General features: G+C 67.9%; 23 protein-coding genes and 2 pseudogenes. 11 read left to right on the forward strand and 14 right to left on the reverse strand.

Translation table 11 applies throughout. The features are described 5' to 3' along the window. Nucleotides 1-79: 79 nt before the first annotated feature. The 5 genes from FCI23_RS33360 to FCI23_RS33380 form a co-directional block, all read right to left on the reverse strand. On the reverse strand, nt 80-940 hold the full coding sequence (locus FCI23_RS33360) for an ABC transporter permease (protein WP_136727790.1): 861 nt from the start codon (nt 938-940) through the stop codon (nt 80-82). Between the two features lie 14 nt (nt 941-954). Then, nucleotides 955-1,617, reverse strand: a complete 663-nt coding sequence (locus FCI23_RS33365) for an ABC transporter permease (RefSeq protein ID WP_211265548.1) — start codon at nt 1,615-1,617, stop codon at nt 955-957. 231 nt (nt 1,618-1,848) lie between these two features. Further along, entirely contained in the window at nt 1,849-2,277 is a 429-nt protein-coding gene (locus tag FCI23_RS33370) for an SCP2 sterol-binding domain-containing protein (protein ID WP_136727792.1), read from the reverse strand. A 97-nt stretch (nt 2,278-2,374) separates the two neighbouring features. Continuing rightward, entirely contained in the window at nt 2,375-2,572 is a 198-nt protein-coding gene (locus FCI23_RS33375) for a ferredoxin (RefSeq protein ID WP_211265549.1), read from the reverse strand. Between the two features lie 2 nt (nt 2,573-2,574). After that, the gene (locus tag FCI23_RS33380; RefSeq protein WP_136727794.1) at nt 2,575-3,801 is read right to left on the reverse strand and encodes a cytochrome P450; all 1,227 of its coding nucleotides are present in this window, start codon (nt 3,799-3,801) and stop codon (nt 2,575-2,577) included. 909 nt (nt 3,802-4,710) lie between these two features. Here FCI23_RS33380 and FCI23_RS58450 point away from each other — a divergent pair. Further along, the gene (locus FCI23_RS58450; protein WP_211265550.1) at nt 4,711-5,253 is read left to right on the forward strand and encodes a DUF6158 family protein; all 543 of its coding nucleotides are present in this window, start codon (nt 4,711-4,713) and stop codon (nt 5,251-5,253) included. 139 nt (nt 5,254-5,392) lie between these two features. On the opposite strand, the gene FCI23_RS33390 is transcribed toward FCI23_RS58450, so the two are convergent. Next, nucleotides 5,393-6,265, reverse strand: coding sequence for an enoyl-CoA hydratase/isomerase family protein (locus FCI23_RS33390; RefSeq protein ID WP_246144295.1), 873 nt, complete (start codon nt 6,263-6,265; stop codon nt 5,393-5,395). Nucleotides 6,266-6,586: 321 nt separating this feature from the next. Between FCI23_RS33390 and FCI23_RS33395 the strand changes: the two genes are divergently transcribed. Then, nucleotides 6,587-8,029: an aldehyde dehydrogenase gene (locus tag FCI23_RS33395; RefSeq protein ID WP_136727798.1), complete on the forward strand. Its 1,443-nt coding sequence runs from the start codon at nt 6,587-6,589 to the stop codon at nt 8,027-8,029. A gap of 82 nt (nt 8,030-8,111) precedes the next feature. After that, nucleotides 8,112-9,209, forward strand: coding sequence for an NAD(P)-dependent alcohol dehydrogenase (locus tag FCI23_RS33400; RefSeq protein ID WP_136727800.1), 1,098 nt, complete (start codon nt 8,112-8,114; stop codon nt 9,207-9,209). 240 nt (nt 9,210-9,449) lie between these two features. Here FCI23_RS33400 and FCI23_RS33405 read toward each other — a convergent pair whose 3' ends face one another. Genes FCI23_RS33405 through FCI23_RS33415 form a run of 3 tightly spaced genes read right to left on the reverse strand, consistent with a single transcriptional unit; the run spans nt 9,450 to nt 12,110 of the window. Continuing rightward, entirely contained in the window at nt 9,450-11,045 is a 1,596-nt protein-coding gene (locus tag FCI23_RS33405) for a class I adenylate-forming enzyme family protein (RefSeq protein ID WP_136727802.1), read from the reverse strand. Nucleotides 11,046-11,064: 19 nt separating this feature from the next. Beyond that, complete coding sequence (locus FCI23_RS33410) at nt 11,065-11,271, reverse strand: ferredoxin (RefSeq protein WP_211265551.1); 207 nt, start codon at nt 11,269-11,271, stop codon at nt 11,065-11,067. Between the two features lie 17 nt (nt 11,272-11,288). Continuing rightward, complete coding sequence (locus FCI23_RS33415; RefSeq protein WP_136727804.1) at nt 11,289-12,110, reverse strand: enoyl-CoA hydratase-related protein; 822 nt, start codon at nt 12,108-12,110, stop codon at nt 11,289-11,291. A 150-nt stretch (nt 12,111-12,260) separates the two neighbouring features. Here FCI23_RS33415 and FCI23_RS33420 point away from each other — a divergent pair, with 150 nt between their 5' ends. The 5 genes from FCI23_RS33420 (at nt 12,261) to FCI23_RS33440 (ending at nt 16,725) form a co-directional block, all read left to right on the forward strand. Further along, on the forward strand, nt 12,261-13,361 hold the full coding sequence (locus FCI23_RS33420) for a Zn-dependent alcohol dehydrogenase (RefSeq protein WP_136727806.1): 1,101 nt from the start codon (nt 12,261-12,263) through the stop codon (nt 13,359-13,361). Next, a complete protein-coding gene (locus FCI23_RS33425) occupies nt 13,361-14,782 on the forward strand; it encodes an aldehyde dehydrogenase family protein (RefSeq protein WP_246144293.1) in 1,422 nt (473 codons plus the stop codon). Before FCI23_RS33420 ends, FCI23_RS33425 begins: the two co-directional genes overlap by 1 nt. A 41-nt stretch (nt 14,783-14,823) precedes the next feature. Beyond that, nucleotides 14,824-15,171: a ferredoxin gene (gene fdxA, locus FCI23_RS33430; RefSeq protein WP_136727808.1), complete on the forward strand. Its 348-nt coding sequence runs from the start codon at nt 14,824-14,826 to the stop codon at nt 15,169-15,171. Then, the gene (locus FCI23_RS33435) at nt 15,168-16,400 is read left to right on the forward strand and encodes an NAD(P)/FAD-dependent oxidoreductase (RefSeq protein ID WP_136727810.1); all 1,233 of its coding nucleotides are present in this window, start codon (nt 15,168-15,170) and stop codon (nt 16,398-16,400) included. The genes fdxA and FCI23_RS33435 overlap by 4 nt, the downstream gene beginning before the upstream one ends. Before the next feature lie 97 nt (nt 16,401-16,497). Next, entirely contained in the window at nt 16,498-16,725 is a 228-nt protein-coding gene (locus FCI23_RS33440) for a transposase (protein ID WP_136727812.1), read from the forward strand. Nucleotides 16,726-16,795: 70 nt separating this feature from the next. On the opposite strand, the gene FCI23_RS33445 is transcribed toward FCI23_RS33440, so the two are convergent. From FCI23_RS33445 to cynR, 3 genes are all read right to left on the reverse strand, one after another. After that, nucleotides 16,796-17,869: an integrase core domain-containing protein gene (locus FCI23_RS33445; protein WP_136727813.1), complete on the reverse strand. Its 1,074-nt coding sequence runs from the start codon at nt 17,867-17,869 to the stop codon at nt 16,796-16,798. A 1,235-nt stretch (nt 17,870-19,104) separates the two neighbouring features. After that, on the reverse strand, nt 19,105-19,662 hold the full coding sequence (locus FCI23_RS33455; RefSeq protein ID WP_211265552.1) for a hypothetical protein: 558 nt from the start codon (nt 19,660-19,662) through the stop codon (nt 19,105-19,107). Nucleotides 19,663-19,918: 256 nt separating this feature from the next. Then, a complete protein-coding gene (gene cynR, locus FCI23_RS33460) occupies nt 19,919-20,827 on the reverse strand; it encodes a transcriptional regulator CynR (RefSeq protein WP_136727817.1) in 909 nt (302 codons plus the stop codon). A gap of 123 nt (nt 20,828-20,950) precedes the next feature. On the opposite strand from cynR, the gene FCI23_RS33465 reads away from it, so the two are divergent. The 3 genes and pseudogenes from FCI23_RS33465 to FCI23_RS33475 form a co-directional block, all read left to right on the forward strand. Beyond that, nucleotides 20,951-21,565 (forward strand): carbonic anhydrase, encoded by a 615-nt coding sequence (locus FCI23_RS33465; RefSeq protein WP_136727818.1) that lies wholly within the window; start codon nt 20,951-20,953, stop codon nt 21,563-21,565. A 79-nt stretch (nt 21,566-21,644) separates the two neighbouring features. Continuing rightward, a complete protein-coding gene (gene cynS, locus FCI23_RS33470) occupies nt 21,645-22,115 on the forward strand; it encodes a cyanase (protein ID WP_127353910.1) in 471 nt (156 codons plus the stop codon). 42 nt (nt 22,116-22,157) lie between these two features. Further along, nucleotides 22,158-23,221 (forward strand): annotated as a pseudogene (locus FCI23_RS33475) (IS110 family RNA-guided transposase); the annotation flags it as partial. Nucleotides 23,222-23,309: 88 nt separating this feature from the next. Here FCI23_RS33475 and FCI23_RS60425 read toward each other — a convergent pair. Next, a pseudogene (locus FCI23_RS60425) lies at nt 23,310-24,222 on the reverse strand (integrase); the annotation flags it as partial. Nucleotides 24,223-24,475: 253 nt separating this feature from the next. After that, nucleotides 24,476-25,564, reverse strand: a 1,089-nt coding sequence (locus FCI23_RS33500) for a molybdopterin dinucleotide binding domain-containing protein (RefSeq protein ID WP_322973921.1), incomplete at its 5' end; no start/stop codon positions are given.

Here is a 25,564-nt window from a genome sequence, read left to right on the forward strand (position 1 = left end):
GGATTTCTGTATCAGCGTTGTCTTGGACTTGCGGACCCATGGGGACTCCCCTGTCGACGTCGACAGCAACGCGCCGTTGCTAATTTCCAATCGGTGTCTGGATGTTGGTACCGAAGAACAACTGGTACAGGGTGACGGCGCACGCACTGACGACGATCATGTTGACCATCATCGACTTTGCCGTGTTCCGGCCGACATCGACCGGACCACCGCTGGCGGTGTATCCGTAGAAGCAGCCGACGATGACCACCAAGGTCCCCAGCAGCTGCGCCCATATCAGTGCGTACAGCAGGTCGAGAGGAGTCTGGAAGGACCAGAAAATGTTTGAGTATCCGCCGGGCGACGTCGTCTGGAGCATGGGCTGCACAACGACCCAGGATCCGAAGTACTGGATGCCTTCGCCGACAACGAACAAGAACGGCGCCGATATCCACATGGCGACCAGACGAGAGCCGGCGAGATAGGCGCGGGAATGCACTCCCATCACTTCGAGCGCGTCAACCTCGTCACTGATGCGCATGGAGCCGAGCTCCGCAACGTATCCGCACCCGACCTTGGCCGCCAGGATCCAGCCCCACATCGAGGTGCTGTCGGCCTTCAGGTCCCCGATGGCCGTGAAGACACCGACGTAGCCCGAGGCACCGACTTGGTCGAGGATGTAGTGGCCCTGCAGACCCGTCTCGGCGCCGATCGCGAACATCATCATCCAGATGATCAGTCCGCTGGAACGGATCAGGATCGCCGCTTGCCTGATTATTTCGGAGAGGTAGAACCTGACCGTCAGCGGTACGTCGATGACGACGCGAAGCCCGAACCAGGCGATCTTGCCGACCGTCTCACACGCTGCGATCAGGGCGTTCGGCGTTTTCGTGGAGACGGTGACCCGCCCCTGCTCACCCTGCGCCGCGAGCGGCTGGATATTTCCGGTAATGGCACTCATCTGCGGTTGTCCCTCTACCTCTGCGTCAACAGGTTGGGGTTGAGGCCCTGCGCGATGGCGTTGAAGAAGAAGTTGAGCACCCACACCATTGCGAAGCTGGTTACTACCGCCTGGTTGACCGCTCGTCCGACCCCCTCGGGACCGCCACCCGCGTTGAGACCCTTGTAACTGCAGATCACGCCGATCAACAGTCCGGCCAGGAGGGTCTTCAGTTCGGCGCCCCACACGTCGGCCGCGTACAGGTTGTGGGACATGCTGTCGATATAGGCGCCGTTGGTGGTGCCGGCGAGCGCGCGCACCGCGAGCAGACCGACCAGGACGCCGACGAACGACGTGAGGCAGTTGAGCAGGGCGCACATCACGGCGGTGGCGATGACCCGCGGGATGACCAGCATCCGGATCGGGTCCATGCCGAGCACCTTGAGGGCGTCCAGCTCCTCGCGGACCTTGCGCGCGCCGAGGTCGGCGGTGATCGAGGTGCCGATCACGCCGGCCACCACCATGCCGACCATGAACGCCGCAATCTCACGGATGTCGGCCATCACCCAGAAGGCGCCCATGCGGTTGTTCGCGCCGAGCAGCGTCAGCAGGCCGACGCCCATGACGCAGATGAGGAAGCCGAACCCGGCCATCGACAGCGTCGCGGGCCAGAAGCAGAGCCTCAGCAGGCTGTACATCTCTTCAAGGGTGTCGCCCCAGTAACCCCGCGGGTTACGGACGGCACTGTAGATCACCTGACCGAGGAGCTGACACATGCGCCCGACTTCGAGCACCGGCTTCCGCACAGAAGCCGGCACGAAGCCGAGCGTTCGGCCCCCTGGACCGGGCGCTCTCCGTAGTTCGACGTCGGCTTCAGCGACGGTTGTCATTCCTGCTCCCGTTGGCGTTGTGGTGCGGCTCCTGGCCCGTTACTTGACAGCCTCGACGAGATCGGCCCGCCCGGCGTCGCGGAGGATCCTCTCGTAGGTGGCGAACAGCGGCTTGGTGATGGGAACGACCTTCATCACGGCCGACACCTTGCCCTTGTTGCGGATCTGGCCCCTGGCCATCGCCAGCGCGACATTGACCTTGCCGAGCCAGAACTTGTGCGCGGTGTCCGCCGCCATGGACAGTTCCGCGTCGATCGGCCGCGTCACCTGAGGGTTGCCGTTCTCCCCGAGCTGGACGATTCCTTCGCCGAAGTCGATCACGATGGTGGATTCGGGGTCTGTCTGATTGAGCTTCAGCACCGCGCCGACCGCGCGGAGCTTCGGCCCGAGGTCCGGGTCGTCAAGCCCGGCCTGGAAAATGCGGCCGAGATACTCGTAGACCTCGGCTTCGTCCTTGAAGACACCCATCTCGGTACTCCTGTTCTTCGGCAAGGCCGCGAGCCGCCGACCGGCCAGGTCTCTGTCCGGCCCGGCGGTTCGCTTTATCGGCTTTGGGGTCTGGGCTTCAGACTTCAGTGATCGTGATCGCCCGCTCCGGGCACGCTTCGAGCGCGCTGCGCGCCGCGTCCTCCTGCCCGGCCGGCACCAGGTTCGCCAGGGCGAAGGACTGGCCTTCGTCGTCGACGTCGAACAGCGCGGAAGCGCGGGCCACACACCTGGCGTGGCCCTCACACTTTCCGGGGTCAATGGCGAGTTTCAGCACGCTCATTCACCTTGCCCCGCGCTCGCGCCGACGGTGTCCCAGTCTTCGAAGACCACCGGCAGTTCCGTGACACCCCAGGTATTGCCGGTGTGCCACAGCGGCTTGGCGTCGGGCGCCACCGCGTACGTGGGGACGCGGTGCAGGAACTCCTGGAGCAGGATCTTGATCTCCAGGCGCGCGAGGTGCGAGCCGAGGCAGCGGTGAATGCCCGAGCCGAAGCCCAGGTGCCGGTTCGGCTGCCGGTCGAGGATCAGTTCGTCCGGGTTGGGGAACTCCTCGGGGTCGCGGTTTGCGGACGGCCACAGCAGCAGCAGACGGTCGCCAACGGCGAGTTCGGTGTCCGCGAACGTCATGGGCGTGGTTACGTTACGGGCGACGCCGGGCTGCGGCGGGATGTACCGGACCAGTTCCTCGACGGCCAGGTCGAGCTTGTCGGGGTCGTCGACAATCGCCGTCAACTGCTCGCGCACTTCTGGCCGTTCGGTGAACATCAACAGCAGTCGGCTGAGCAGGCTCGCGGTGGTGTCGAAGCCGGCCGGCACCAGCACCAGGCAGAAGCCGAAGATCTCGTCGTCCGTCAGCCGCTGGCCGTCGATCTCGACCTGCGCGAGGTGGCTGATCAAGTCGTCGCCGAAGCCGTTGGTACGGCGCTCCTCCAGCAGCTCGGCGAAGTACATCGAGCAGTTGAGGCCGGCCTGCATGGCCCGCTCGTTGTTCTCCTCGTCCGACTTCTCGGGGTCGGGCTCCAGCATGTAGAGGAATTCTCTCTTGAGCATCGCCCAGTCCTTCTCGGGCACGCCCAGGTACACCTCAAGGATGGCGCGCAGCGGCAGCGCGATCGCGACTTCCTCCGCCAGGTCCGCCTGGGGCCGGCCTTGGAGGTTCTCGATGAGCGTGTTGACGATGGCGCGCAACTGCGGCTCGTTCGCCTCGATCGTGTTGGGGCTGAACTGGGTTCCCACCAGGGTGCGGTACTTGCGGTGCACCGGCGGGTCCATCTCGATCGGGATCATCGGCGTCGGGTTGCCGAACGGCGGGATTGTCACCGGGAAGGAGGAGAACACGTCCTGCTTGTGCGCGGCCGCGTAGACGTCTTTGTAACGCGAGACGGCGTAGAAGCCGCCGTGTGCCGAGCTGCGGGCCATCGGGCACGACTCGCGCATCTCGCGGAATATCGCGTCCCGGTTTTCCAGGCTCTCCCTGTTGTGCACGCTGAACTTCTCGATCAACGCGCGAATGGTGGCACTGTCCGCTTCTTCGGATTCTGCATGGCCCGTCGGGTTCTGGTTGGCGCTCAACGCAATCCGTCCCTCTTAGTGTTGATCGGCGTGTTGAGAGTGTGAGCAGGTGCGGCCCGCTTGCGAGACGCTGCTGAAGGAATAGGGGGCCTCGTCGACCAAGGCCGCGCGGACGAACTATGGCCGGGGAGGCATACCGTCGGCGGTCCTGAGACGAGTTCATCGATGGTCTCCATGGGTCGAGACCTGTACCACATTTGACGTGTTGAGGGAGCGTAGCTTCCTGGTTGTAGAACGTCAAGACAGGGCGTCATCTGATCGACACACGACGTCAATGCATGTGCAACAGAAGCGGCCGTTGCCAGTGCGCCGGGCGCGGGCCGTGGTTCCGATAGACGGCACACGGGCGTTGATCGAACCTGGCGATCCCGCGGGCGAATTTCGGGTCCGCACCGCCCCGACCAGCCAACTCTTTCCGCATACCCAATGTTTGCCATATGCACATATGCACGTGAATTCTGGCGCCCGTAACACGGCGCGAGTGGACGCGGCACCCCGCAACCCGCCACCGGCGCCGGTTGGCGCCGGCTTGGCGCCGGACGGCGGTTGCGCATCCGCCGGCCTCATGCGACAGCGTGTTCGACCTGGTGAGCATGGTGTGCGGCGCGCGGGCTGAGGTCAACGGCCCGGACGACCATCGCGTCGCTCTACACAAGATGGACTCAAGTCACTCACGGTATGTAACGTTTCCCCGGACTCCGGGTCGCCGGGAAAGCAACCTGTTTCTACCGATGCACTACAGACTCTTGACGCTCCGCGTTACATGCGTCGAATCTGTGAGTCACAACCCGGCTCCGGCGGCACCGGGGCGGGCAAGACCGACCCTGGAAGGGGGTACCCGTGGAGAACCATGACGTCCATGGACGGCCCGCCCGGGAACTGAGCGACGAGGAACTGGAACAGCAGGGGACCAGTGCCCACGAGACCCGCAACTGGGTCTTCCTGCACGGCAGCGCCGAACAGTACGCCCTGCATACCACGCGAATGCTCGAGCTTGAATGGGAGTACATCCGCCGGTTCCCCAAGCGGACCTGGCAGAGTTCGGGCGGACTCCCGAGCGATGTCAAGGTCACCGCCGAGGCGTGGGCGGAGACCCTGCGCGGAGTGGTCCGCCAATTGGAGTCGCTCGTCGAGCTTCCCGACAACACCCCGGCCCAGCCGGTCGGCAGCGGCCTCCGGGCCGCCTTCCTCCAGCGGATCGCCGACGCGCCGGGCGGCCGCATGCACAAACTGGAGGCGCACCAGGCCGCCCGTGAAGTCGGGCTCGACCGGGCCGCGGTGGCCACGCTCTACAACGAGGAGCCCGCGCTGCTCGCTGCCGACCTGCAGTACCGCGTCGTCACCGACGTCGGCCGCGCCTGGCTCGCGGCGGAGGCCGGCTGAACTGGCCGGCGCGGCGGTCCGGGCAGGACCCGCAAAGCCGCAGGACCCGCAAAAGACAAGGTGGCCGCGGTGTGATGCGGCGGCCACCTGTCTTTTCCCCCGAGTGTCCCTTGCCCGGGAGTCTGGGCCCGCGGGAGCGTCAGCGGCTCTTGCCGTTGCCGTTGTAGTGGCTGTCCCGGTCGGCGAAGGCGTCGCGCGTGCCGAGGTGGCTGCGCTCACGCAGGAAGTTGAACTCGTCGGGCTCGAACCGGAGGTTGGTGCCGAGGGTGTGCCCGACGTAACCGCGCCAGAACTGCTGGGTGCCGCCGAGGCTGTCCAGCGCCATCTGCCACACGGCCTTGCCGGTGACCAGCGCGTCCCTGGGGTGCTGGGCCACCTTGCGCGCCCATTCCTCCACGGTCGCTTCGAGGTCCTCCTCGGGCACCGAGCGGTTGACCAGGCCCCACTCGGCTGCCTGCGTGCCGTTGAACTCCTCGCCGAGAAGGAGGAGTTCGCGTGCGCGCTTGGGACCGTACTTCATGATCTGGGTGTTCAGGTGCCAGGTGTTGCCCGCGAGGCCCAGGCGCTGCTCGGCGTGGCTGAAGCGCGCGGTGTCCGCGCAGATCGCCAGGTCGACCAGTTCCGCGATGTAAAGGCCCGCGCCGACGCACACGCCCTGGATCTGGGCGATCACCGGCTTGAGCGAGTAGTGGAAGGCCATGTAGTTCATGCCGAGCCTGCGGTCGCGGGCCAGCCGGGAGCGCTGGCTGGGGCGGCGCGGTTTCTCGCCGTCGGCCCCCGGTTCCAGACCGTAGGAACGCACCGCGTCGTCGTAGTCATGGCCCGCGCAGAACGACTTGCCCCGTCCTTGAAGGATGATGACCCGGACCGAGTCGTCCTCCTCGGCCTCGTGCAGCAGCTCGACCAGCCGGTCAAGGTCGTCGAAGCGTATTGCGTTGTGCTTGGCGGGGCGGTTGAGTATCAGCCGCGCGACTGGGCCGTCCGTCTCCAGCAGAACTGCGTCGTCGTCCACAGTCAACCTCACTTCCTCAGCACCTATTCTATACAGATGTGAGTACCGTACTCCACAAGGCGTAGAATGTTGACGCGGCACGCCCCCGAGATGGAGGCCGACACCCTAACCGGGCGCAACGCGTACCGTCACGGGTGCAGCGATCCGGGATCCCCAAAAATGTTCTACATCTCTCGAGCATTAGTTGCGTTACACGTTGACTAGGCGACGACTGGTCCCTATGTTCAAGTGCGCAGCGTCACCCCGCAACATCACAAGCGGCCCACCCAGGACGGGGTGTCTCAGGGTTCGCTCGAGCGGTCACCAGCAAAGGAGCCGGGTATGACAGTGGTGCATGACAAGTTGTACATCGACGGGGGCTGGGTCGACCCGGCGACGGACCGCCGTATCGAGGCCATCAATGCGACGACTGAGGAGCCCTTGGGCAGCGTGCCCGAGGCGAGCGAGGCAGACGTCGACCGCGCGGTCCAGGCCGCCAGGCGAGCCTTCGACGACTCCGGCTGGTCCACCCTGCCCGCCGCCGACCGTGCCGCCGTCATCAACCGCTTCGCCGACGCCGTCGAGAAGCGCACGGAGCAGCTCACCCGCACCGTGAGCCTCCAGAACGGCATGCCGATCAGCCTGGCGCAGGCGATGGAAGGCGGTTACGGCGTCGCGCTGCTGCGTTACTACGCCGCGCTGGCCGCCGCCTCCGAGCGCGTCGAGCGCCGGCCGTCGCCGCTGGGCTTCGACACTCTCGTGCAGCGCAACCCGGTCGGTGTGGTCGGCGCCATCGTGCCGTGGAACTACCCGGTGGTGCTCGCGATCACCAAGATCGGCCCCGCGCTCGCCGCGGGCTGCACGATCGTCATCAAGCCCTCCCCCGGCACCGTGCTCGACGGCTTCGTGCTGGCCGAGGCCGCGGACGAGGCGGGCATCCCGGCCGGCGTCATCAACTGGGTGCCTGGCGGCCGTGAGCTCGGCGCCTACCTGGTGCAGCACCCCGGCATCGACAAGGTCGCCTTCACCGGCTCCACCGCCGCGGGCCGGATCATCGCCGAGAACTGCGGCCGGCTGATGCGCCCGGTGAGCCTGGAGCTCGGCGGCAAGTCCGCGGCGCTCATCCTCGACGACGCCGACCTGAACAAGGTGACCGAGGGCCTGTTCTTCGCCTCGCTGGCGAACAACGGCCAGACCTGCATGGCATGCACCCGCATCCTCGCGCCGAGCAACCGGTACGACGAGGTCGTGGACGCGATCTCCGCGTGGATGGGCAACCTGAAGGTCGGCGACCCTCTGGACCCGAGCACCGAGGTCGGCCCGCTCGCCTCCTCCGAGCACCGCGACCGCGTCGAGGGCCTCATCGCCAAGGGACGCGGCGAGGGCGCCCGGCTCGCGCTCGGTGGCGGCCGGCCGGCGGGCATCAACCGCGGCTGGTACGTGGAGCCGACGCTCTTCGCCGACGTGGACAACTCCTCCACCATCGCCACCCAGGAGATCTTCGGACCGGTGCTGTCCGTGATCAAGTACGACAGCGACGACGACGCGGTGAAGATCGCCAACGAGTCGGACTACGGTCTGGGCGGCACCGTCTGGTCCAGCGACCCGGAGCGGGCCATCGCGATCGCGGACCGCGTGCAGACCGGAACGATCGGCGTCAACGGATACGTGGTCGACCTCAACGCGCCGTTCGGCGGTGTGAAGCAGAGCGGCCTCGGGCGGGAGTTCGGCCCGGAAGCCATCTCCGGCTACCAGCAGCTGAAGTCGATCTACCTGCCGGGCTGAGGCTCTCTGTACGGGCCGGTTCCGTTCGGCCCGTACGGCCTCACCGCTTCACCATCCCCTTCGTTCCACAGGAGCAAGATCCATGCGCATCACAGCCGCAGTCGTGCGGGAAGCAGCACAGCCGTTCATCCTCGAAGAACTCGAACTCGACGCCCCGGGCGACGGCGAGATCCTCGTCAAGGTCCACTCCTCCGGCATCTGTCACACGGACATCGGTGTGCGCAACCAGTGGCTGCCGGTGCCGCTCCCGCTCGTCCTCGGGCACGAGGGCGCCGGTGTGGTCGAGGCCGTCGGCGCGGGCGTTACCAAGGTCACCCCCGGCGACAAGGTCGTCCTGACCTACGCGGCGTGCCACGAGTGCGTCATGTGCAAGCGCGGCGAGCCCGCCTACTGCGAGCAGTTCGCACTGCGCAACGTCGCGGGTTCGCGCCCCGACGGCACCAACGCCCTGCATGGCGAGGGCGACATCCACGGCTTCTTCTTCAGCCAGTCCTCCTTCGGTACCTACGCCATCGCCGTCGAGAGCAACGTGGTGAAGGTCTCCCCGGACGCCGACCTGTCCATCGTCGGCCCGCTCGGCTGCGGCATCCAGACCGGCGCCGGCACAGTCCTCAACCGCCTGAACCCGCCCGCCGGTTCGAGCCTGGTGGTGTTCGGCGCGGGCGCGGTCGGCCTGGCCGCCTTGATGGCCGCCAAGGTCACGGGCTGCACGAAGATCATCGCTGTCGACCTGGTGGACGCGCGGCTCAAGCTGGCCGAGGAGCTCGGCGCGACCCACACGATCAACGGCGGAACCACCGACGTGGTCGACGAGATCCGCAAGATCACCGGCCGCGGTGCGGACTACGCGGTCGACACCACCGCGGTGACGCCTGTCGTGCGGCAGGCCGTCAGCGCGCTGGCGCCCAAGGGCACCTGCGCCATCCTCGGCTTCGGCACTGTCGGCACCAACATCGAGGTCGACATGCTCGAGTTCCTCATGGCCGGCCGCAACATCGTCGGCGTCACCGAGGGCGACGCGCGTCCCGAGGAGTTCATCCCGCGCCTGATCGAACTGCATGCGCAGGGACGCTTCCCGTACGACAAGCTCATCACCAGCTACTCCTTCAAGGACATAAACACCGCGTGTGAGGACTCCGAGGCGGGCAAGACCATCAAGCCCGTGCTCCAGATGATCTGACCGCGCTCTGCCTGACGGACCCTCCCTGAGGTCGTCGGCCGGCTCTTCGCCGGCCGACGACCTGTCTATTTTTCAGGCCGTTGTTCATGCCACGACGTGACCGATCGCCAGGACAACCCACACATCCAGGCGAAGAGCCAGAAAAACAGGTGACCACCGCATCACGCGGCGGTCACCTTGTCTTTTGCGGGTCCTGCGGCCTTACGGGTCCTGCGTGGACCGGCCGCGGCCCCGTAAGGCTCAGGCCGACGCGGCGATGTCCACGATGTCCTGGCCGCCGCTTTCCACCCACGCCTCGCGGACCTCGCCGCGCAAGATCTTGCCTGTCGGGTTGGTGGGCAGCGACTCCGTGCGCAGCCACCACCGGCTCGGCAGTTCGAAGCGGGCGAGCCGGCCCTTGGCGACCGACAGCAGGGCGTCGACGTCAGGCGCTGCGCCCGGGCGCAGCACCACGGCCATCCCGACCTCCTCCCCGAGGTCGGGATGCGGCAGCGCGACCGCCGCGGCCTCCAGGACGTCGGGGTGGGCGAGCACCGCGCTCTCCACGTGGGCGCAGGAGATGTTCTCGCCGCCGCGGATGATGATGTCCTTCGAACGCCCGGTCACATAGAGCCAGTTCGGCTCCTCGATCCGCCCGAGGTCGCCGGTGCTGATCCAGCCCTCGGCGTCGGCGACGCCGCCATGCTCGCCCAGGTAGCCGTAGGTGGCGGTGGGGGTACGGGCCTGGATCTCCCCGACGCCGTCGGCGTCGGGGTTCTTGATCCGGAGCTGGACCACGGGCAGCGCCCTGCCGACGCAGCCCGGCCGGTCAGTGATGTCGCGGCCGCTGCCCGCGGCGAGGACGCCGCCGGCTTCGGTGAGGCCGTAGAGACTGCCCACCCGCGACTTCACGCCGGAGAACGACTCCGTGACCCGCTGCCGCAGCTCGGGGGAGATGGCGGAGCCGCCCATGGGCACGGAGGTGACGCTTGAGGTGTCCCGCTTGGAGAATTCGGGGTGGTCCAGAACCCGGGAGACCATGGTCGGGACGCTGCCCCACACCTTGACCCGCTCCCGCTCGATCAGCATCAGCACCTCGGCCGGGTCGAACTTGCCGCTGAGGAAGATCAGCGAGCCCCCGGAGAGCAGGGTGGTGGAGCTGATCTGCACACCGGCCAGGTGGAAGAGCGGCACCGACAGCATGCTCACCGTGCCCGGGTGGTCCGCGGGCAGCTCGTTGGGCAGCCGCCCGGTGAGGTTGAGCAGGTTCTGGAGGTTGGCCACCACCGACCGGTGCGACATGATCACGCCCTTGGGCGCCCCCGTGGTTCCGGAGGAGAACATGATCACGGCGATGTCGTCCTCGGAGACCGGGGTCAGCTCCAGCTCCACGATGTCGTCGCTGACCACGACGGTACGCAGCGTCTCGAAGTCCACGGTCCGGAACCCGTCGAGCTGCCGCTCGGTGACCACCAGAGCGGGCTCGGCCAGGGCCAGCACGCCGGCCGCCTCCTCCTCGCTCCACCACGCGTTGCCCAGCACCGCAACCGCGCCCAGGACCTGGAGCGCCCAGTAGGTGACGACCCACTCGATCCGGTTGAAGCCGAGGATCATCACGCGGGTGCCGCGCTCGACGCCCAGCCCGCGCAGGTGGGCCGCGACCCGGGCCACCGCCTGCTCATGCTGACCGGAGGTCATCCGGCGGTCCCCCTGGACGAGGAACTCGCGGTCGCTCCAGCGCCGGGACGCAAGGAGCAGCTCCGCCACCGAGCCAGGGCGCAGGGTGTAGACGAGACACGGATTTCCGCCGACGGTGGCCTGTGAAACCTCACGTCCCCAGCGGGAGACTTCGTTCATCGCTGTGTCCTCACGGTCATCACGCGTCATGGATGAGGGAAATCGCCTGTTCCGGGCAGTTGTCGACGGCGAGCTCGGCCTTTCCGCGCTGGTCGTCGGGTACGGTCCCGTCGCCGTTCTCGGTGGAGAACCCCTCCTCGTCGGCGGTGAACAGGCTCGGCGCCAGCACGATGCACCGGTTGTGCCCTTGGCACAGTTCGGGGTTGACATGAACCTTCATCGACATCTCCGTTCCTTGTATGATCAGCGGACGAACTTGGGCGCACGCTTCTCCATCAGCGCCGCGACGCCCTCCGCGTAGTCGGGCTTGTTCATGAGCGCCCCGATCAGTGCCTTGCTCTCCTCGACGGCCGCCCGGACGTCGCTGTGCAGCAGGTCGGCCCACAGCTGCCGCTTCGCGGTGGTCACCGCTTCGGGGGAGGCGGCGGCCAGCATGTGCGCGAACTCGTCGACGTGCTTGGCGAACTCCGCCTCGGGCAGCACCTTGTTGAAGAAACCCATCGACCCCAGTTCCTCGGCGAGGAACACCCGGCCGGTGAGGAGGATGTCGGCCGCGTAAGTCATCCCGATCAGCCGCGGCATGATCCACGACAGCCCGTACTCCGCGGGCAGTCCCAGCCGCGGAGTCGCCGTGGTGACCTTCGCGCCCTCGACGGCGAAGCGCAGGTCGCAGAAGGCTGCCAGCGCGACAGCGATTCCGGCGCACGCGCCGTTCACCGCCGCGATCATGGGCTTGCTCATGCCGAGCTGCCAGGCCATGTCGGTGTCGAACTCCGGCCGGATGCCGTAGCCGGGCCGTTCGGCGTCCTTGGGCAGGGCGGGGTCGTAGTGGTCGGCGGTGACGTAACCGGTCAGTGCCCTGGGGTCGGCGCCGACGCTGAAGGTGTGTCCCGTGCCGGTCAGCACGATGACCTTGACCTTCGGGTCGTCGTCGAGCTGCTTGCAGATCCAGCGGTACTCGTCGTGCATCCGTCCGGTCCACGAATTGCGCCGCTCGGGCCGGTGCAGCCAGACGGTGGCGACTCCTGCCTCATCGACGGCGTAGCGGGTGACCTTGAGCTCCATCTCTCCTCCAGATCGGCTGCTATGGCCTGACGCGTGCGGTTCTGCGTCCGGGTATGGCGCGAGCACAGAAAACACGCTTAAGCTATACAGCATGAGTAACTCAGTGACCACAAATGTAGACTACCCGAGTACCTGCTCCTGGGGTACGGCGTGACCGGCGCCGCGGTGTTGACAAGCCCGCAACAGCCGCTGCGACTGACTGAGGTCGACCTCCAGTCGCCTTCCCGGGGCGAGGTGACGATCGAGATCGGTGCGTCGGGCGTCTGCCACTCCGACATCTCGGTCTTCAACAAGACGCTGCCGCACCCGCTGCCGGTGGTCCTGGGCCACGAAGGCGCCGGCACAGTCGTCGAGGTCGGCGACAGCGTCACCGACGTCGCCCCGGGCGACCGCGTCGTGCTGTCCTGGCTGGCACAGTGCGGCACGTGCTTCTACTGTTCGCACGCCCAGCCCCAGTTGTGCGAGACCGCGGGCGTGGCCTTCGCCAAGGGCGCGCTGCTCGACGGCACCACGCGGTACTCCCTCGGCGGTGAGCCGGTCTACCAGATGGCGGGCCTGGGCACTTTCTCCCAGCGCTGCGTCGTACCGGCCGGCGCGGCGGTGAAGATCCCCGACAGCATCCCGTTCTCGTCGGCGGCGCTGCTCGGCTGCGGTGTGCTCACCGGGTTCGGCGCGGCGGTCAACACCGCCGGCATCCGGGTCGGCGACACCGTCGTCGTCATCGGCTGCGGCGGCGTCGGGCTCAACGCGGTCCAGGGCGCCCGGATCGCCGGTGCCAGCACGGTCATCGCGATCGACATGCACCAGGAGCGACTGGACCTTGCCGTCAAGCTCGGTGCCACCGAGGTGCTCCAGCCCTCGGACAGGACCGTCAAGGCGGTGCGGGCGCTGACCGGCGGACGCGGCGCCGACCACGTGCTGGAGGTCGTTGGCCGCCAGGAGACCGTGCGGGACGCGGTCAAGATGACCCGCAGGGGCGGGCAGGTCGTCCTGGTCGGCGCGGCCGGCGACGACGTGAACCTCACCGTCCCGGCGTTCACCGGCGTGGTGATGACCGAGAAGATCATCCGCGGCTCCCTGTACGGGTCCTCCGACATCAAGCGCGACGTGCCGCGGCTGGTCAGGCTGTACGAGAAGGGCGTGCTCAAACTCGACGAACTGGTCACCGAGACCTTCGAGTTCGACAAGGTCAACGACGCTGTCGACTACTGCGCCTCCGAAAAGGGCGCCCGAGCTGTGGTGGTGTTCTGATGACCCAAACCCTCACTACCGGCTTCACGATGACGATCGGCGGCAAGTCCGTCGCCGGCGCGGGCGGCTTCGGCGTCGTCAACCCGGCCACCGGGCAGGTCTTCGCCGAGGCACCCGACTGCTCCCGTGAGCAGCTCGACCAGGCCATGGCCGCCGCGAAGGCGGCCGGCGTGTCCTGGCGCAAGGACGAGGACGCCCGGCGCGGCGCCATCAAGCAGGCCGCCGACGCGCTGCTCACCCACACCGAGGACCTCGCGGAGGTGCTGTCGGCCGAGCAGGGCAAGCCGCTCAAGGCGGCTGCCTACGAGATCACCGAGACCGCTCGCTGGCTGGCCGCGACGGCCGACCTCGAACTGCCCCGCACCGTCCTCCAGGACGACGCGAGCGCGTACGCGGAGGTCGTGCACCGGCCGCTCGGCGTGGTCGCCGCGATCACGCCGTGGAACTTCCCGCTGCTGCTGGCCGGTTGGAAGCTCGGCCCGGCGCTGCTCGCGGGCAACACCGTGGTGATCAAGCCCTCCCCCTTCACTCCGCTGTCCACCCTGCGGCTCGGCGAGATCGTCGCATCGGTGCTGCCCCCCGGCGTGGTCAACGCCGTCAGCGGCGGTGACGACCTCGGTGCCTGGATGACCAGCCACCCCGCGGTCCGCAAGATCAGCTTCACCGGTTCGGTGCCCACCGGGAAGGCGGTGGCCGCGGCCGCCGCTCCCGACCTCAAGCGCTACACCCTCGAACTGGGCGGCAACGACGCGGCGATCGTCCTGGACGACGCCGACGTCGCCACGGTGGAGCGCGGCCTGTTCTGGGGCGCGTTCATCAACAACGGCCAGATCTGCGCTGGCATCAAGCGGATCTACGTGCCCGAGCGGCTGCACGACGAGCTGGTCGAGGCGCTGGCCGCCCGCGCCCGTTCGGTGCGCGTCGGAGCCGGCACCGAGAAGGGTGTGCAGCTCGGCCCGATCCAGAACCTGCCGCAGTTCGAGCGGGTCAGGGGCCTGGTCGCGGACGCCCTCGACAACGGCGCGGTGGCCGCGGCCGGCGGCAAGCCGTTCGACCGCGACGGCTACTTCTTCGAACCGACCATCCTGACCGGTGTCGCCGAGGGCACCCGGATCGTCGACGAGGAACAGTTCGGCCCCGCGCTGCCGGTGATCCCCTACCGGGACCTGGACGACGCCGTCGAGCGCGCGAACAACACCGACTACGGCCTGTCCGGCTCGGTGTGGAGCCCGGACCTGGACCGTGCCGCGGAGGTCGCCGCCCGCTTCGACTCGGGCACCGCCTTCGTCAACGACCACCTCGCCCTCCAGCCCTACCTGCCCTTCGGCGGCAGCAAGTGGAGCGGTGTGGGCGTGGAGAACGGCCCGTGGGGCCTGGCGGAGTTCACCGAACTTCAGGTGATCTACCGCAACCGTAAGTGACATGCCGGTTCCCAGACCTGGCCCTGAGAGATGAGGCCGTCTTGCCCTACGTGATCGCCGACGCGTGCATCGACGTGACAGACCGCACGTGTATCGAAGAATGCCCTGTCGACTGCATCTACGAAGGCAGTCGCAAGCTCTACATCAATCCGGCCGAGTGCATCGACTGCGGTGCGTGCGAACCTGTCTGCCCGGTGAGCGCCATCAGGAGCGACCGCAAGGTGCCCGAGGCGAAGAAGGCGTTCATCGCCGACAACGCCCGGTTCTTCGCCGAGCCGCTGCCGGGACGCGACGAGCCGCTCGGCGCGCCCGGCGGGGCCGGGGTCGTCGGACCGCTCGGCGTGGACACCGAACTGGTCGCCGCGTTCGAAAAGGAGCCCGCCGCATGACCGCACAGCGCCTCGTCGTGGTCGGCGCGTCACTCGCCGGACTGCACGCGGTGGAAGCGGCACGCAGGGCCGGCTTCACGGGCACGATCACCCTGATCGGGTCCGAGAAGCACGAGCCGTACAACCGGCCCCCGCTGTCCAAGCAGTTCCTCAACGCGGGACCGCCGCCGGAGCCGCCCTTCCTGCGCACCGCGGAGAAGTTCGGCGCGCTCGACATCGACCTGCGGCTCGGCCGCCCGGCGACCGAGCTGGACACCGAGGGACAGCGGGTAGCCGTCAGTGACGAGTGGATCGGCTACGACGCGCTGGTCATCGCCACCGGCGCCACCCCGCGGGCGCTGCCCGGCACCGACGGGCTCGCCGGCGTGCTCACCCTGCGCACCGTCGACGACGCCCGTGCGGTGCGGACCGCGCTCGACGCGGGGGCGCGCACCGTGGTGGTCGGGGCCGGCTTCATCGGCTCCGAGGTGGCCTCGGCCGCGCACAAGCGCGGCCTGCCGGTCACCATCGTCGAGGCTCTGCCCTCGCCGCTGGCCCGCGCGGTCGGCGAGGAAATGGGCGTGGCGGTCGGCGACTTCCACCGCGCCAACGGGGTGGAGCTGCGGTGCGGGACCGCGGTGACGAAGCTCAGCGGCGACGGACGGGTCGAGCACGTCCACCTCTCCGACGGCACCGTCCTCGACGCCGATCTGGTGGTCGTCGGCATCGGGGCCGCGCCGGAGACTGGCTGGCTCGAGTCCTCCTCGCTCACCCTCGACAACGGCGTGGTCTGCGACGAGACGCTCAACGCGGGCGTGCCCGGGGTCTACGCCGCAGGTGACGTGGCCAGGTGGCACAACCCGCTCTTCGACCGGTCGATGCGCCTGGAGCACTGGACCAGCGCGTCGGAGCAGGGCGCGGAGGCCGCGCGCAACGCGATCGACCCCGAGCGCAAGCAGCCGTATGAGACCGTGCCGTACTTCTGGTCCGACTGGTACGACCGGAAGATCCAGTTCGCCGGGCTGCCCGACGCGGAGCACATGGAGGTGGTCTCCGGCCAGGCCACCGACCGCAAGTTCACCGCGCTCTACCGCAGCGGCGACCGGCTGATCGGCGCCCTGACCGTCAACCGCCCGGCCGAGAACGCCAAGTACCAGGGGCTGATCGGGCGCAGGGCCTGCTGGGAGGAAGCGCTCGAAGCGGCCCGGGCGTCCGCCTCCCGGGCTACGGCGGCTGCGGCGAAGATCTGAAGTTCGCGCCCCGGGCCCGCCACAGGCGGCCCGGGGCCTTCCAAACCGGTGTCAACTCCAGTGTTGCATAAGGGTGTTCGCTGGTTGGAGCACGGAGGTGCAGGCCGAACGGCACAAGGTGCTGACCACCGGCATGAACCCTGCCGTCGCCGAAGGCCGCACCAACCGCAACTGGTATCCCGTCCGGCAGCACGGCCGCGACGCGATCGTCGTCAACTTCGCCCGCGGCGACTGCCACCCCTGCCCCGCGCGCGAGAGCTGCACCGCCTCCCGCCGCGGCACCCGCATGCTCACCCTCCAGCCCGCGAACTCCACCAGGCCCTGAACGCCTGTAGGGTTCCAAAAGTCCTGCACATTTGTTGACCTGGGCGTTCGCCAGCTCCGCCTGATCGTTCTCAAGTGGGGTTGCGGTACTCGTGGATGAGTCCGTTGAGGACGTTGTGGCGATGGATGCGTTGTGTGGGGAAGGGGATGACGTTGGGATCGTCGCCGGGAGATCGGAGTTGCAGGGCGCGGTGGGGTCGGCTGGTGTTGTAGTGCTCGGCGTATTCGGCGAGGACGCGCCTCAGGTGTTGCTCGTTGTAGATCAGTAACCGGTCGGTGCACTCGGCCCGGACCGTGCGTATGGCCCTTTCGGCGTGGGCGTTCATCCGCGGAGTCTGCGGCGCGCTCTTCAGGATTTCGATTCCGTCCGCGGTGAAGACCGCGTCGAAGGCCTGGGTGTACTTGCTGTCGCGGTCACGCAGCAAGTAGCGGAAGCCTGAGGCGCGCTGGCCGAGGTCGGCGAGCAGGTTGCGGGCGAGCTGAGTGGTCCAGGCTGCGGTGGGGTGGGCGGTGACGCCGAGGATGTGGACGGTGCGGGTACTGACCTCCATGACATAGAAAACGTACAGCCGTCGCAGGGTCACGGTGTCGATGTGGAAGAAGTCGGCGGCGAGCAGCCCGGATGCCTGGGCGCGCAGGAACTCCCGCCACCTCGGGGTGCCGTGGCTGGGTCGGGGTGCGGGGTTGAGGCCAGCGCTGCGGAGGGTGCGTCGGATGGTGGAGGCGCCGACGCGGTGGCCGAGGCGTCGAAGTTCGCCCTGGATTCTGGTGTAGCCCCATGTCGGGTTGTCGTGGGCGAGGCGCAGGATCAGGGAGGTGAGTTCCTCGGGGATCGGTGGGCGTCCGGTCCGGGCGGGCTTGTGTTTCCACTTCCAGCGCAGCAGTCGGCGGTGCCAGGACAGGAGCGTGCCGGGGGTGACGAGGCGGTGATGGCGCAGCCTGGGCGGGAGGTGTCGGGCGAGGGCGGCGAGCACGGCGCGGTCCGGCCACGTCAGGCGCGGCCGGGTGCTGAGCTGTCGACGCAGCACCGCGACCTCGTGGCGCAGCGCGAGGAGCTCAACGTTCTTGGCCTTCTCCGACCGGGACATCAGCAGGAGCAGTCCGAGCAGCCGGACGAAGATCAGGTAGAGCACGCGCAACGCCATGCAGTCGCAGCATGCCATGATCGCCTGGAACGGCAAAGAGCCTGATCAGAGACCACGCGGCAGTTTTGGCACCCTACAGGCAGGACGCCGCCTCCGAGCTGGCCACAGCACCGCCGGGCCCGCGCGAGGTGGGCACCTGCGGTCATAGAGGGCGTCATGAAGCCTGTAGCGGACGAACCGGCCGTGGCCGGTTGTTGTGGTTGCTGTACTTCGCTGCTGTACCGCAACGTCGGTGCTACTAGAACCGGGACGCACTATCGTTCGCAGTTCGGGATGTTGAGGGTTGGAGAGCCCATGGATCTGCGAGAGTCCCTCGGCAAGGCCGTGGCCGACCTAACAGCTCCGCTGGGACGGGCTGACCGTGAGCAGGGCTGGACTGACGAGCTGCGTCGGGAGATCCAGGAAGAGATCTCGATCAACCGCTCAATGCTGCGGCGCCCCGGACCGTGGGCGGTCAGGTACCTACGTCCCCGCCTCGATGAGTGGATGGCGCGCGAGGGTGTGCAGCCGGGACGCCTCCGAGATGTGGTCATGGAAGTGCAGACTCTCATCACTGAGGCGCGCGAGGCCTGTCCATGCGGATCTCGTCCTCGAACAGCAGCGCCCCCGCGCCGACGATCAGGGTAGTCACGTCGCCCGCCGAGGGCCCGCGTGCCGGGCAGGTCAGCTCGGGTCGGCCCCCCCCCCCCGAACCTCGTCTGCCGGATGTGCGCGCGTCGCGATGGTGGCCGTACAACGGTCGTTCGCACAAGTGGTGCCACGGGGAACTGCTGAGCTCACGGCATTGTTGGGTTGCCACAACCCCGGCCCCATCACACCGCTCGACCCGTAAGGCTCACCGAGAGCCATTTGCACGCTCGCTGCACGCTCGGCCACCGGACGGCCACCACCCCACGCCGACTAGACACGAGCGGACCTGCTCCTGGGAACAAAAGGCCAGCTCAGAGGCGTGGGACGGCGAGATCAGCCACTCAGCGTCAACCACGGACCTACGCATTACGATGCACAGATCGTCGGTGCCCGATTTGCCGAGATTCCAAGGTCATCCAAAGCAAGAAACCCCAGGTCAGAGGCCTGACCTAGGGTGCACCACGGAGCCGCCTTCGGGATTCGAACCCGAGACCTACGCATTACGAGACCGTGAGCGTTCGTGTTGCGTGGTGCCGGGCCGTGCTGCCGAATGACGTCCTGCCTGATTAGAGCGCGTGCGGCTCGTTGGTCTGTGCTGCCTCGTATTACGTCGTCCAAAGGCGTCCGGCCACCGGCTGGCCACCGGAGGCGGCTAAGGGTCGGCGTAGGTGTGTTGTCAGCATCCCACAGAGGCGCTGCGGGTGCCGATTATCGCGTCCGCGCAGGAGAGCGAGTTCGCCGCGGAACCTTCTGTAGCCCCACCCGGAGTTCTCGCGGGCCAGGCGCAGGACGAGAGACTGGATGTTGCTGGGGGCACCTCCCAGCCGAAGGCTGGGGGAGGGTCGGCGGTCTGCCGGGGTGTGTGCGACGGGAGGCTTCGGCGTGGCGGCGGCGCATGAGGTCGCGGGCCACCTCAGGATCGTGTCCGGGGAGACGACCAGGTGCAGCTGCCGCAGCTTGGGCTTGGGGAGCCGATGGAGAAGCGCGGCAAGGAATGCGCGGTCCACCGCAGTGGCCCGTGGCCTGTCGGTTTGCCGCTGCAGGACGGCCAGCTGGTGGCGCAGCGGCAATATCTCCATGTCCTCGTCCACGTCGCTCATCGGCAGCAGCCGTATGAGGGCGAACACGCTTGAGACGGCGAGGTAGGGCAGTCGCAGCAGCACGATCCATCAGCCTGACACGCCTATCCGGCGATCACGGCCGTTCACAAGAACCTGCACGTCACAGGCCATGGATGGGGTTTTCGGCACCCGCAGGGTCGGATGTGACCGCCACCTTCGGTTGACACGAGTCAGAGGTAGATCACCGGTTCGGGGCCGCCACTCTGACCTGGCCTCCGGTGAGGGTGGTTCGGCTTCGCGCCGCTGGGTCCAAGGACCGCGCTACTTCGGTTCCAACAGCCCTGTCTCGCCGGACACGCTAGACCAGGTCGTCGGGGGTGTGGCCGAAGGTGTGGGCCCGGTGTTCTGCGAGATCGCTGAAGGAGCGGGCGGCGGCGCTCTGGTAGGCGGTATCCCGGCGGAGCATTGTGACGGTTCGTGAGGGGAGTGGGGGGTCGACGGGTACGGAGTGGAGGTGGGGCTGTTCGCGGGTGATGGCGTCGGGTAGCACGGTGGCGAGGCTGGTTCGTTGGACGATCGCAACGAGCGCATTGACGGAATTGGCCTCGATGGCGACCTGTGGTCGGACCCGGTGGTCGGCGAGGTACTGGTCGATGTGGTGCCGGGTAGCGAAGTCCGGGCTGAGCAGGGCGAGTTGCTGGTCGCGCAGTTCGCGGACCGGTATCGGGCCCGGGCGGGTCGCGTAGGGGTGGGTGGAGGCGACGACGAGGCCGAGGTTTTCGGTGAACAGGGCGGTGGCGGTGATGGCCGGTAGGTGTGCTCCGCCGAAGGCGATGCCGAGGTCGAGCTGGTCGGCGGCGAGCTCGGACTCGATGCGGTCCTGTGTCATCTCGCGGATGTCCAGGGTGATCCCGGGGTAGCGCGCGTGGAAGTCCTCGACGAGCGGCCCGATCAGGTAGGCGGTGAAGGTCGGGGTCATGGCCAGGCGCAGGGTGCCGTGCGAGAGGTCCTGGACGTCGCGGACCGCGCGCTCGGCTGCGGCGAGGTCGCGCAGGGCTTGGCGTGCGTAGTGGGTGTAGGCCTGGCCGGCGTCGGTGAGGCGCACGGTGCGCCCGGAGCGGTCTAGGAGTTGCACGTGTAGCGAGTTCTCGAGCTGTTTGATCTGCTGCGAGAGCGTGGGCTGCGAGACGTGGAGGGCTTCGGCGGCGCGGGTGAAGTTGGCGTGCTCGGCCACGGCGAGCAGGTACCGGAGGTGGCGCAGTTCCATGAGCCAACTATAGACAGCACTGATAGATCCGATGGCTATTGCGTCTTGGACACTATATGCACAGGTCATGCATCGTTGAGGTCATCGGCAGGCAATACCGGTCGTCGAAGAGGGAGTGACCTCATGAACGAGATGGCGCAGGGTTTCCAGCGGTTCAGCCGGGAGGTGTTCCCGACCCAGGCGGCACTCTTCAAGAAGCTCGCCACCACCCATCAGCCGACCGCGCTGTTCATCGGCTGCTCGGACGCCCGGGTCGTGCCGGAGCTGATCACCCAGACCGGTCCGGGCGAGCTGTTCGTCATCCGCACCGCGGGCAACCTCGTGCCCCCGTACACGCAGGGTGCGGACGGTGTCGCGGCGAGCATCGAGTACGCGATCAGTGTGCTCGGGGTCACGGACGTGATCGTCTGCGGGCACTCCGCGTGCGGCGCGATGACCGCCCTCGCCTGCGGCAACGACCTCACCGGTCTGCCCGCCGTCGCCACCTGGCTGCACCACGCGGACGCCTCCAAGGCCCGCACCGACGCAGGCGAGCACCCTGCGGGCGCGGAGCGGGTCGCCGCCCTGGTGAAGGACAACGTCCTCGCCCAGCTGGCGAACCTGAAGACCCACCCGTCCGTGGCCAAGGCCCTGGTGCAGCACATGGTGACCCTCCACGGCTGGGTCTACGACATCGGCAGCGGCTCCGCCGAGATGCTCGACACCGAAAGCGGACAATTCACCGCCCTGGTCGGCTGACCACCCCCGCATCCCCTCCCACGATCCCCAGACCAGGTCCGGGCACCCGCCTCGGACCCCATCCCGAAAGGCTCACCTCATGGTGCACGCACAGTTCGACCAGACCGCCCGCCAGCAGCTTGCCCTGCAGGTCGTCGACGCCAAGACCCGCAAGGACCTCACCTGGCAGGAGCTCGCTGACGCCGCCGGCCTCTCCATCGCCTTCGTCACCGCGGCCCTGCTCGGCCAGCACCCCCTGCCCGCCGACGCGGCCAAGGCCGTGACCGAGCGCCTGGGCCTGGACGAGGACGCCGCGCTGCTGCTCCAGACGATCCCGCTGCGCGGCTCCATCCCCGGCGGCATCCCCACCGACCCGACCATCTACCGCTTCTACGAGATGCTCCAGGTCTACGGCACCACCCTCAAGGCCCTGGTCCACGAGCAACTCGGCGACGGCATCATCAGCGCCATCAACTTCAAGCTCGACTTCAAGACCGTCGAGGACCCCGACGGCGGCCACCGCGCCGTCATCACCCTCGACGGCAAGTACCTGCCCACCAAGCCGTTCTGACCCCAGGCGGGCCGGGGACCGACCTAACAGGTTCCCCGGCCCGTCGACGCGGGGGTCACGCTGGTGGTGATCGAGGCGACGTCGGACTACTGGAAGCCCTTCGTCCACCTGCTGTCCGAGGGCCTAAATGTGATCCTGGTCAACGCCCGCGATGCCAGGAACCTGCCCGGCCGCAAGACCGACGTCTCCGACGCCGCCTGGCTGGCGCAACTGGGTGCCCACGGGCTGCTGCGGGCCTCGTTCGTGCCGGACGAGCCCGTGCGGGAACTGCGTGACCTCACCCGTGCCCGCACCCACGCCACCCGCGAACGCGCCAAGGTCGCCCAGCGGCTGGAGAAGCTGCTGGAGGACACCGGTATCAAGCTGTCGTCGGTGGCCTCCGACATCATGGGCGTCTCCGGGCGGGCGATGCTCGAAGCCCTGATCGCCGGCGCGCGCGACCCGGAACAGTTGGCGGACCTGGCCAAGGGCCGGATGCGCAGAGGCGCTGACCGGGCGTTTCCGCGAGCACCATGCCTTCCTGGCCCGGCTCTACCTGGACCAGTACGACCAACTCACCGCCATGCTGGAGAAGCTGACCGGCCGGATCGGGGAGGCGATGGCCCCCTTTCGTGACGTGCTCGACCTCCTGGACACCGTTCCCGGCATCAGCCGAGCCGTCGCCGAAGTCGTCGTCGCCGAGACCGGAGGCGACATGAACCGCTTCCCCACCGCCAAGCACCTGGCCTCCTGGGCCGGGGTCTGCCCCGGCCACCACGAGTCCGCCGGCCGGTCCAAAAACACCAAGGTCAGGCCCGGCAACCCCTGCCTCAAGGGTGCCCTGGGGCATCGCCGCGATGGGAGCCGCCCGAACCAACGGCACCTATCTGCAGGCCCGCTACCGGCGCCTCACCTCCCGGCACGGGGTCATGAAGGCCCTGGTCGCGGTCGAGCACTCGATCATCACCGCGATCTGGCACATGCTCACCACCAACAGCCCCTACCACGACCTCGGCGGCGCCTACTTCGCCCAACGCGACCCCGAACGCTCCCCCCGACGCACCATCACCCAACTCAACCAGCTCGGCTTCACCGTCACGCTCAACCCGATCGGCAACGCCGCCTGAACGAACACACCCCGAACCGGCAGCCAGCCCTGGCCACCGGACACGTCCGCCTGCCCGAAACCCGCCTGAGCTGGACTTATTTACGCGTTAGGGTGCGGTCGAGGAGCTCGTGTCTGCAGGTCTGCACCCGCCCCCAGCCTTCGGCCGGGAGGTGCCCCCTGTTCCATGATCGAGCTCATGCGGGGGACGCGGATGCCGATGGTGACGATCTCGATGCCCTCGGCGGCGAAGACGGCGTCGAATGCGCGGGTGTTGCTGCTGTCACGGTCCCTGATCAGGTGTGTGACCGTGGCGCCGGCGTCCTGGAGGTCCATGATCAGGTTCCGGGCGGCCTGGGTCACCCAGACCGCGGTGGGGTGTGCGGTGGCCCCGAGGACGCGAACGCGGCGATTGGCGTGTTCGACGACGGCGAAGACGTACACGCTCGTGCCGTTCAGGGTGGTGGCGGTGAAGAAGTCGCAGGCCAGGATCGCGTGGGTCTGGCTGCGCAGGAAGGCGGCCCAGCTCTGGCGGTCGCGCTCGGGAGCTGGCTCGATCCCGTGCTGCTTCACAATCTCCCACACGGTGGAGGGCGCGACTTTGATGCCGAGGGCAGCGAGTTCGCCGTGGATGCGCCAGTAGCCCCACCCGGCGTTCTCGCGGGCCAGGCGCAGGACGAGAGCCTGGATGGCGTGGCGGGTCGGAGGACGGCCGGGCCGCCTTCAACGGGAGGCGTCGGCGTGGCGGCGGCGTATGAGGTCGCGGTGCCACCGCAGGATCGTGTCCGGAGAGACGATCAGGTGCAGCTGCCGCAGTCTGGGCCGGGGGAGCCGGTGCAGGAGCGTGGCAAGGAGGGCACGGTCCGCCGGGGTGAGGCGTGGCCTGGCGATCTGCCGCTGCAAGACCGCCAGTTGGTGGCGCAGCGTCAACATCTCGATGTCCTTGTCGATGTCGGTCATCGGCAGCAGCCGTATGAGGGCGAACACGCTCGACACGACGAGGTAGGGCAGTCGAAGCAGCACGAACGATCAGCCTGACACTCCTATCCGACGATCGTCCGCCGTTCATGAGAACCTGCACGTCGCAGGCCATGGATGGGGTTTTCGGCACCCGCAGGCGTGCCGCGAGAGCGCTGTCGGCAGGACCCGGTCGGACGGCTCCAGAGAGGGCCGGGAGACCTGACGGCGCAGCACCGCCAGCTGATGCCGCAGCACGAGTAGTTCGCCCGAGCCAAGTTGACAACGCCCCCCAGGATCATCGGCGGCGACACTGTCCTCACATCGTCTCGTCGGTCTGCGGCGAGGGGACGACTTCCACTTTGAGGTGTTTCATGAGTGGTTGGTCGCTCTGCAGGCTGTAATCGCTCGCGGCGCACAGGACGTTCAGCTCTGGCATGTAGCCGGCGGCGCAGCCCGGCGGGATGTCGTAGGCGATGGCCCGGTAGCCGCGGACGGAGCGTTGGCTGCCGTCCTTGGCGGTGCTGGTGATGTCCACCAGGTCGAGTTCCTTGATGCCGCGGACGCGCATGTCGGCGGGGTTCATGAACACCAGGGTGCGCAGGTTCTTCACGCCGCGGTAGCGATCATCGCTGGAGTAGATGGTGGTGTTCCACTGGTCGTGGGAGCGCACGGTTGCCAGCGCGAGCGTCCCGGGGGCGGGTACGACGTCGGTGAGCGGTGCGGAGGAGAACTCGGCCCGGCCGGTGGGGGTGAGGAAGACCAGTTCGCGTGCGGGCTGGCGGAGACGGAAGCCGAGCGGGAGGCGGACGCGCCGGTTGAAGTCCTCGAATCCCTCCAGGGCCTTGGCCATGGTGTCGCGGATTCGGTCGTAGTCCTCGACGTACTTCTCCCACGGTGTGTCGCTGTCCGGCAGGGTGGCGCGGGCCATGCCGGCGATGATGGCGGGCTCGGAGAACAGGCGCGGCGAGGCGGGGCGCTTCATCCCCACCGACAGGTGCACCATGCTCATCGAGTCCTCCACGGAGGTGGCCTGGAGGCCGGACCGCTGCTGGTCCTTCTCGGTGCGGCCGAGGCAGGGCAGGATCAGGGCCTTCTTGCCGTGCACCAGGTGGCTGCGGTTGAGCTTGGTGCTGACATGGGCGGTCAGCTCGCAGTGGCGCAGCCCTTCGAAGGTGTAGGGGGTGTCCGGGGCGGCCATGGCGAAGTTGCCGCCCATGCCGATGAAGACCTTCACCCGGCCCTGGTGCATGGCTTCGATGGTGCGCACGGTGTCCAGGCCCTCTTCACGGGGCGGGTCGATGCCGCACGCTTCGGCGAGCCGGTTGAGGAACTCCTCGGTGGGGCGGTGGTCGATTCCGCAGGTGCGGTTGCCCTGGACGTTGCTGTGGCCGCGGATGGGGCATGG

Source organism: Actinacidiphila oryziradicis, assembly GCF_005047355.1.
GTDB classification, from domain to species: Bacteria; Actinomycetota; Actinomycetes; order Streptomycetales; family Streptomycetaceae; genus Actinacidiphila; species Actinacidiphila oryziradicis.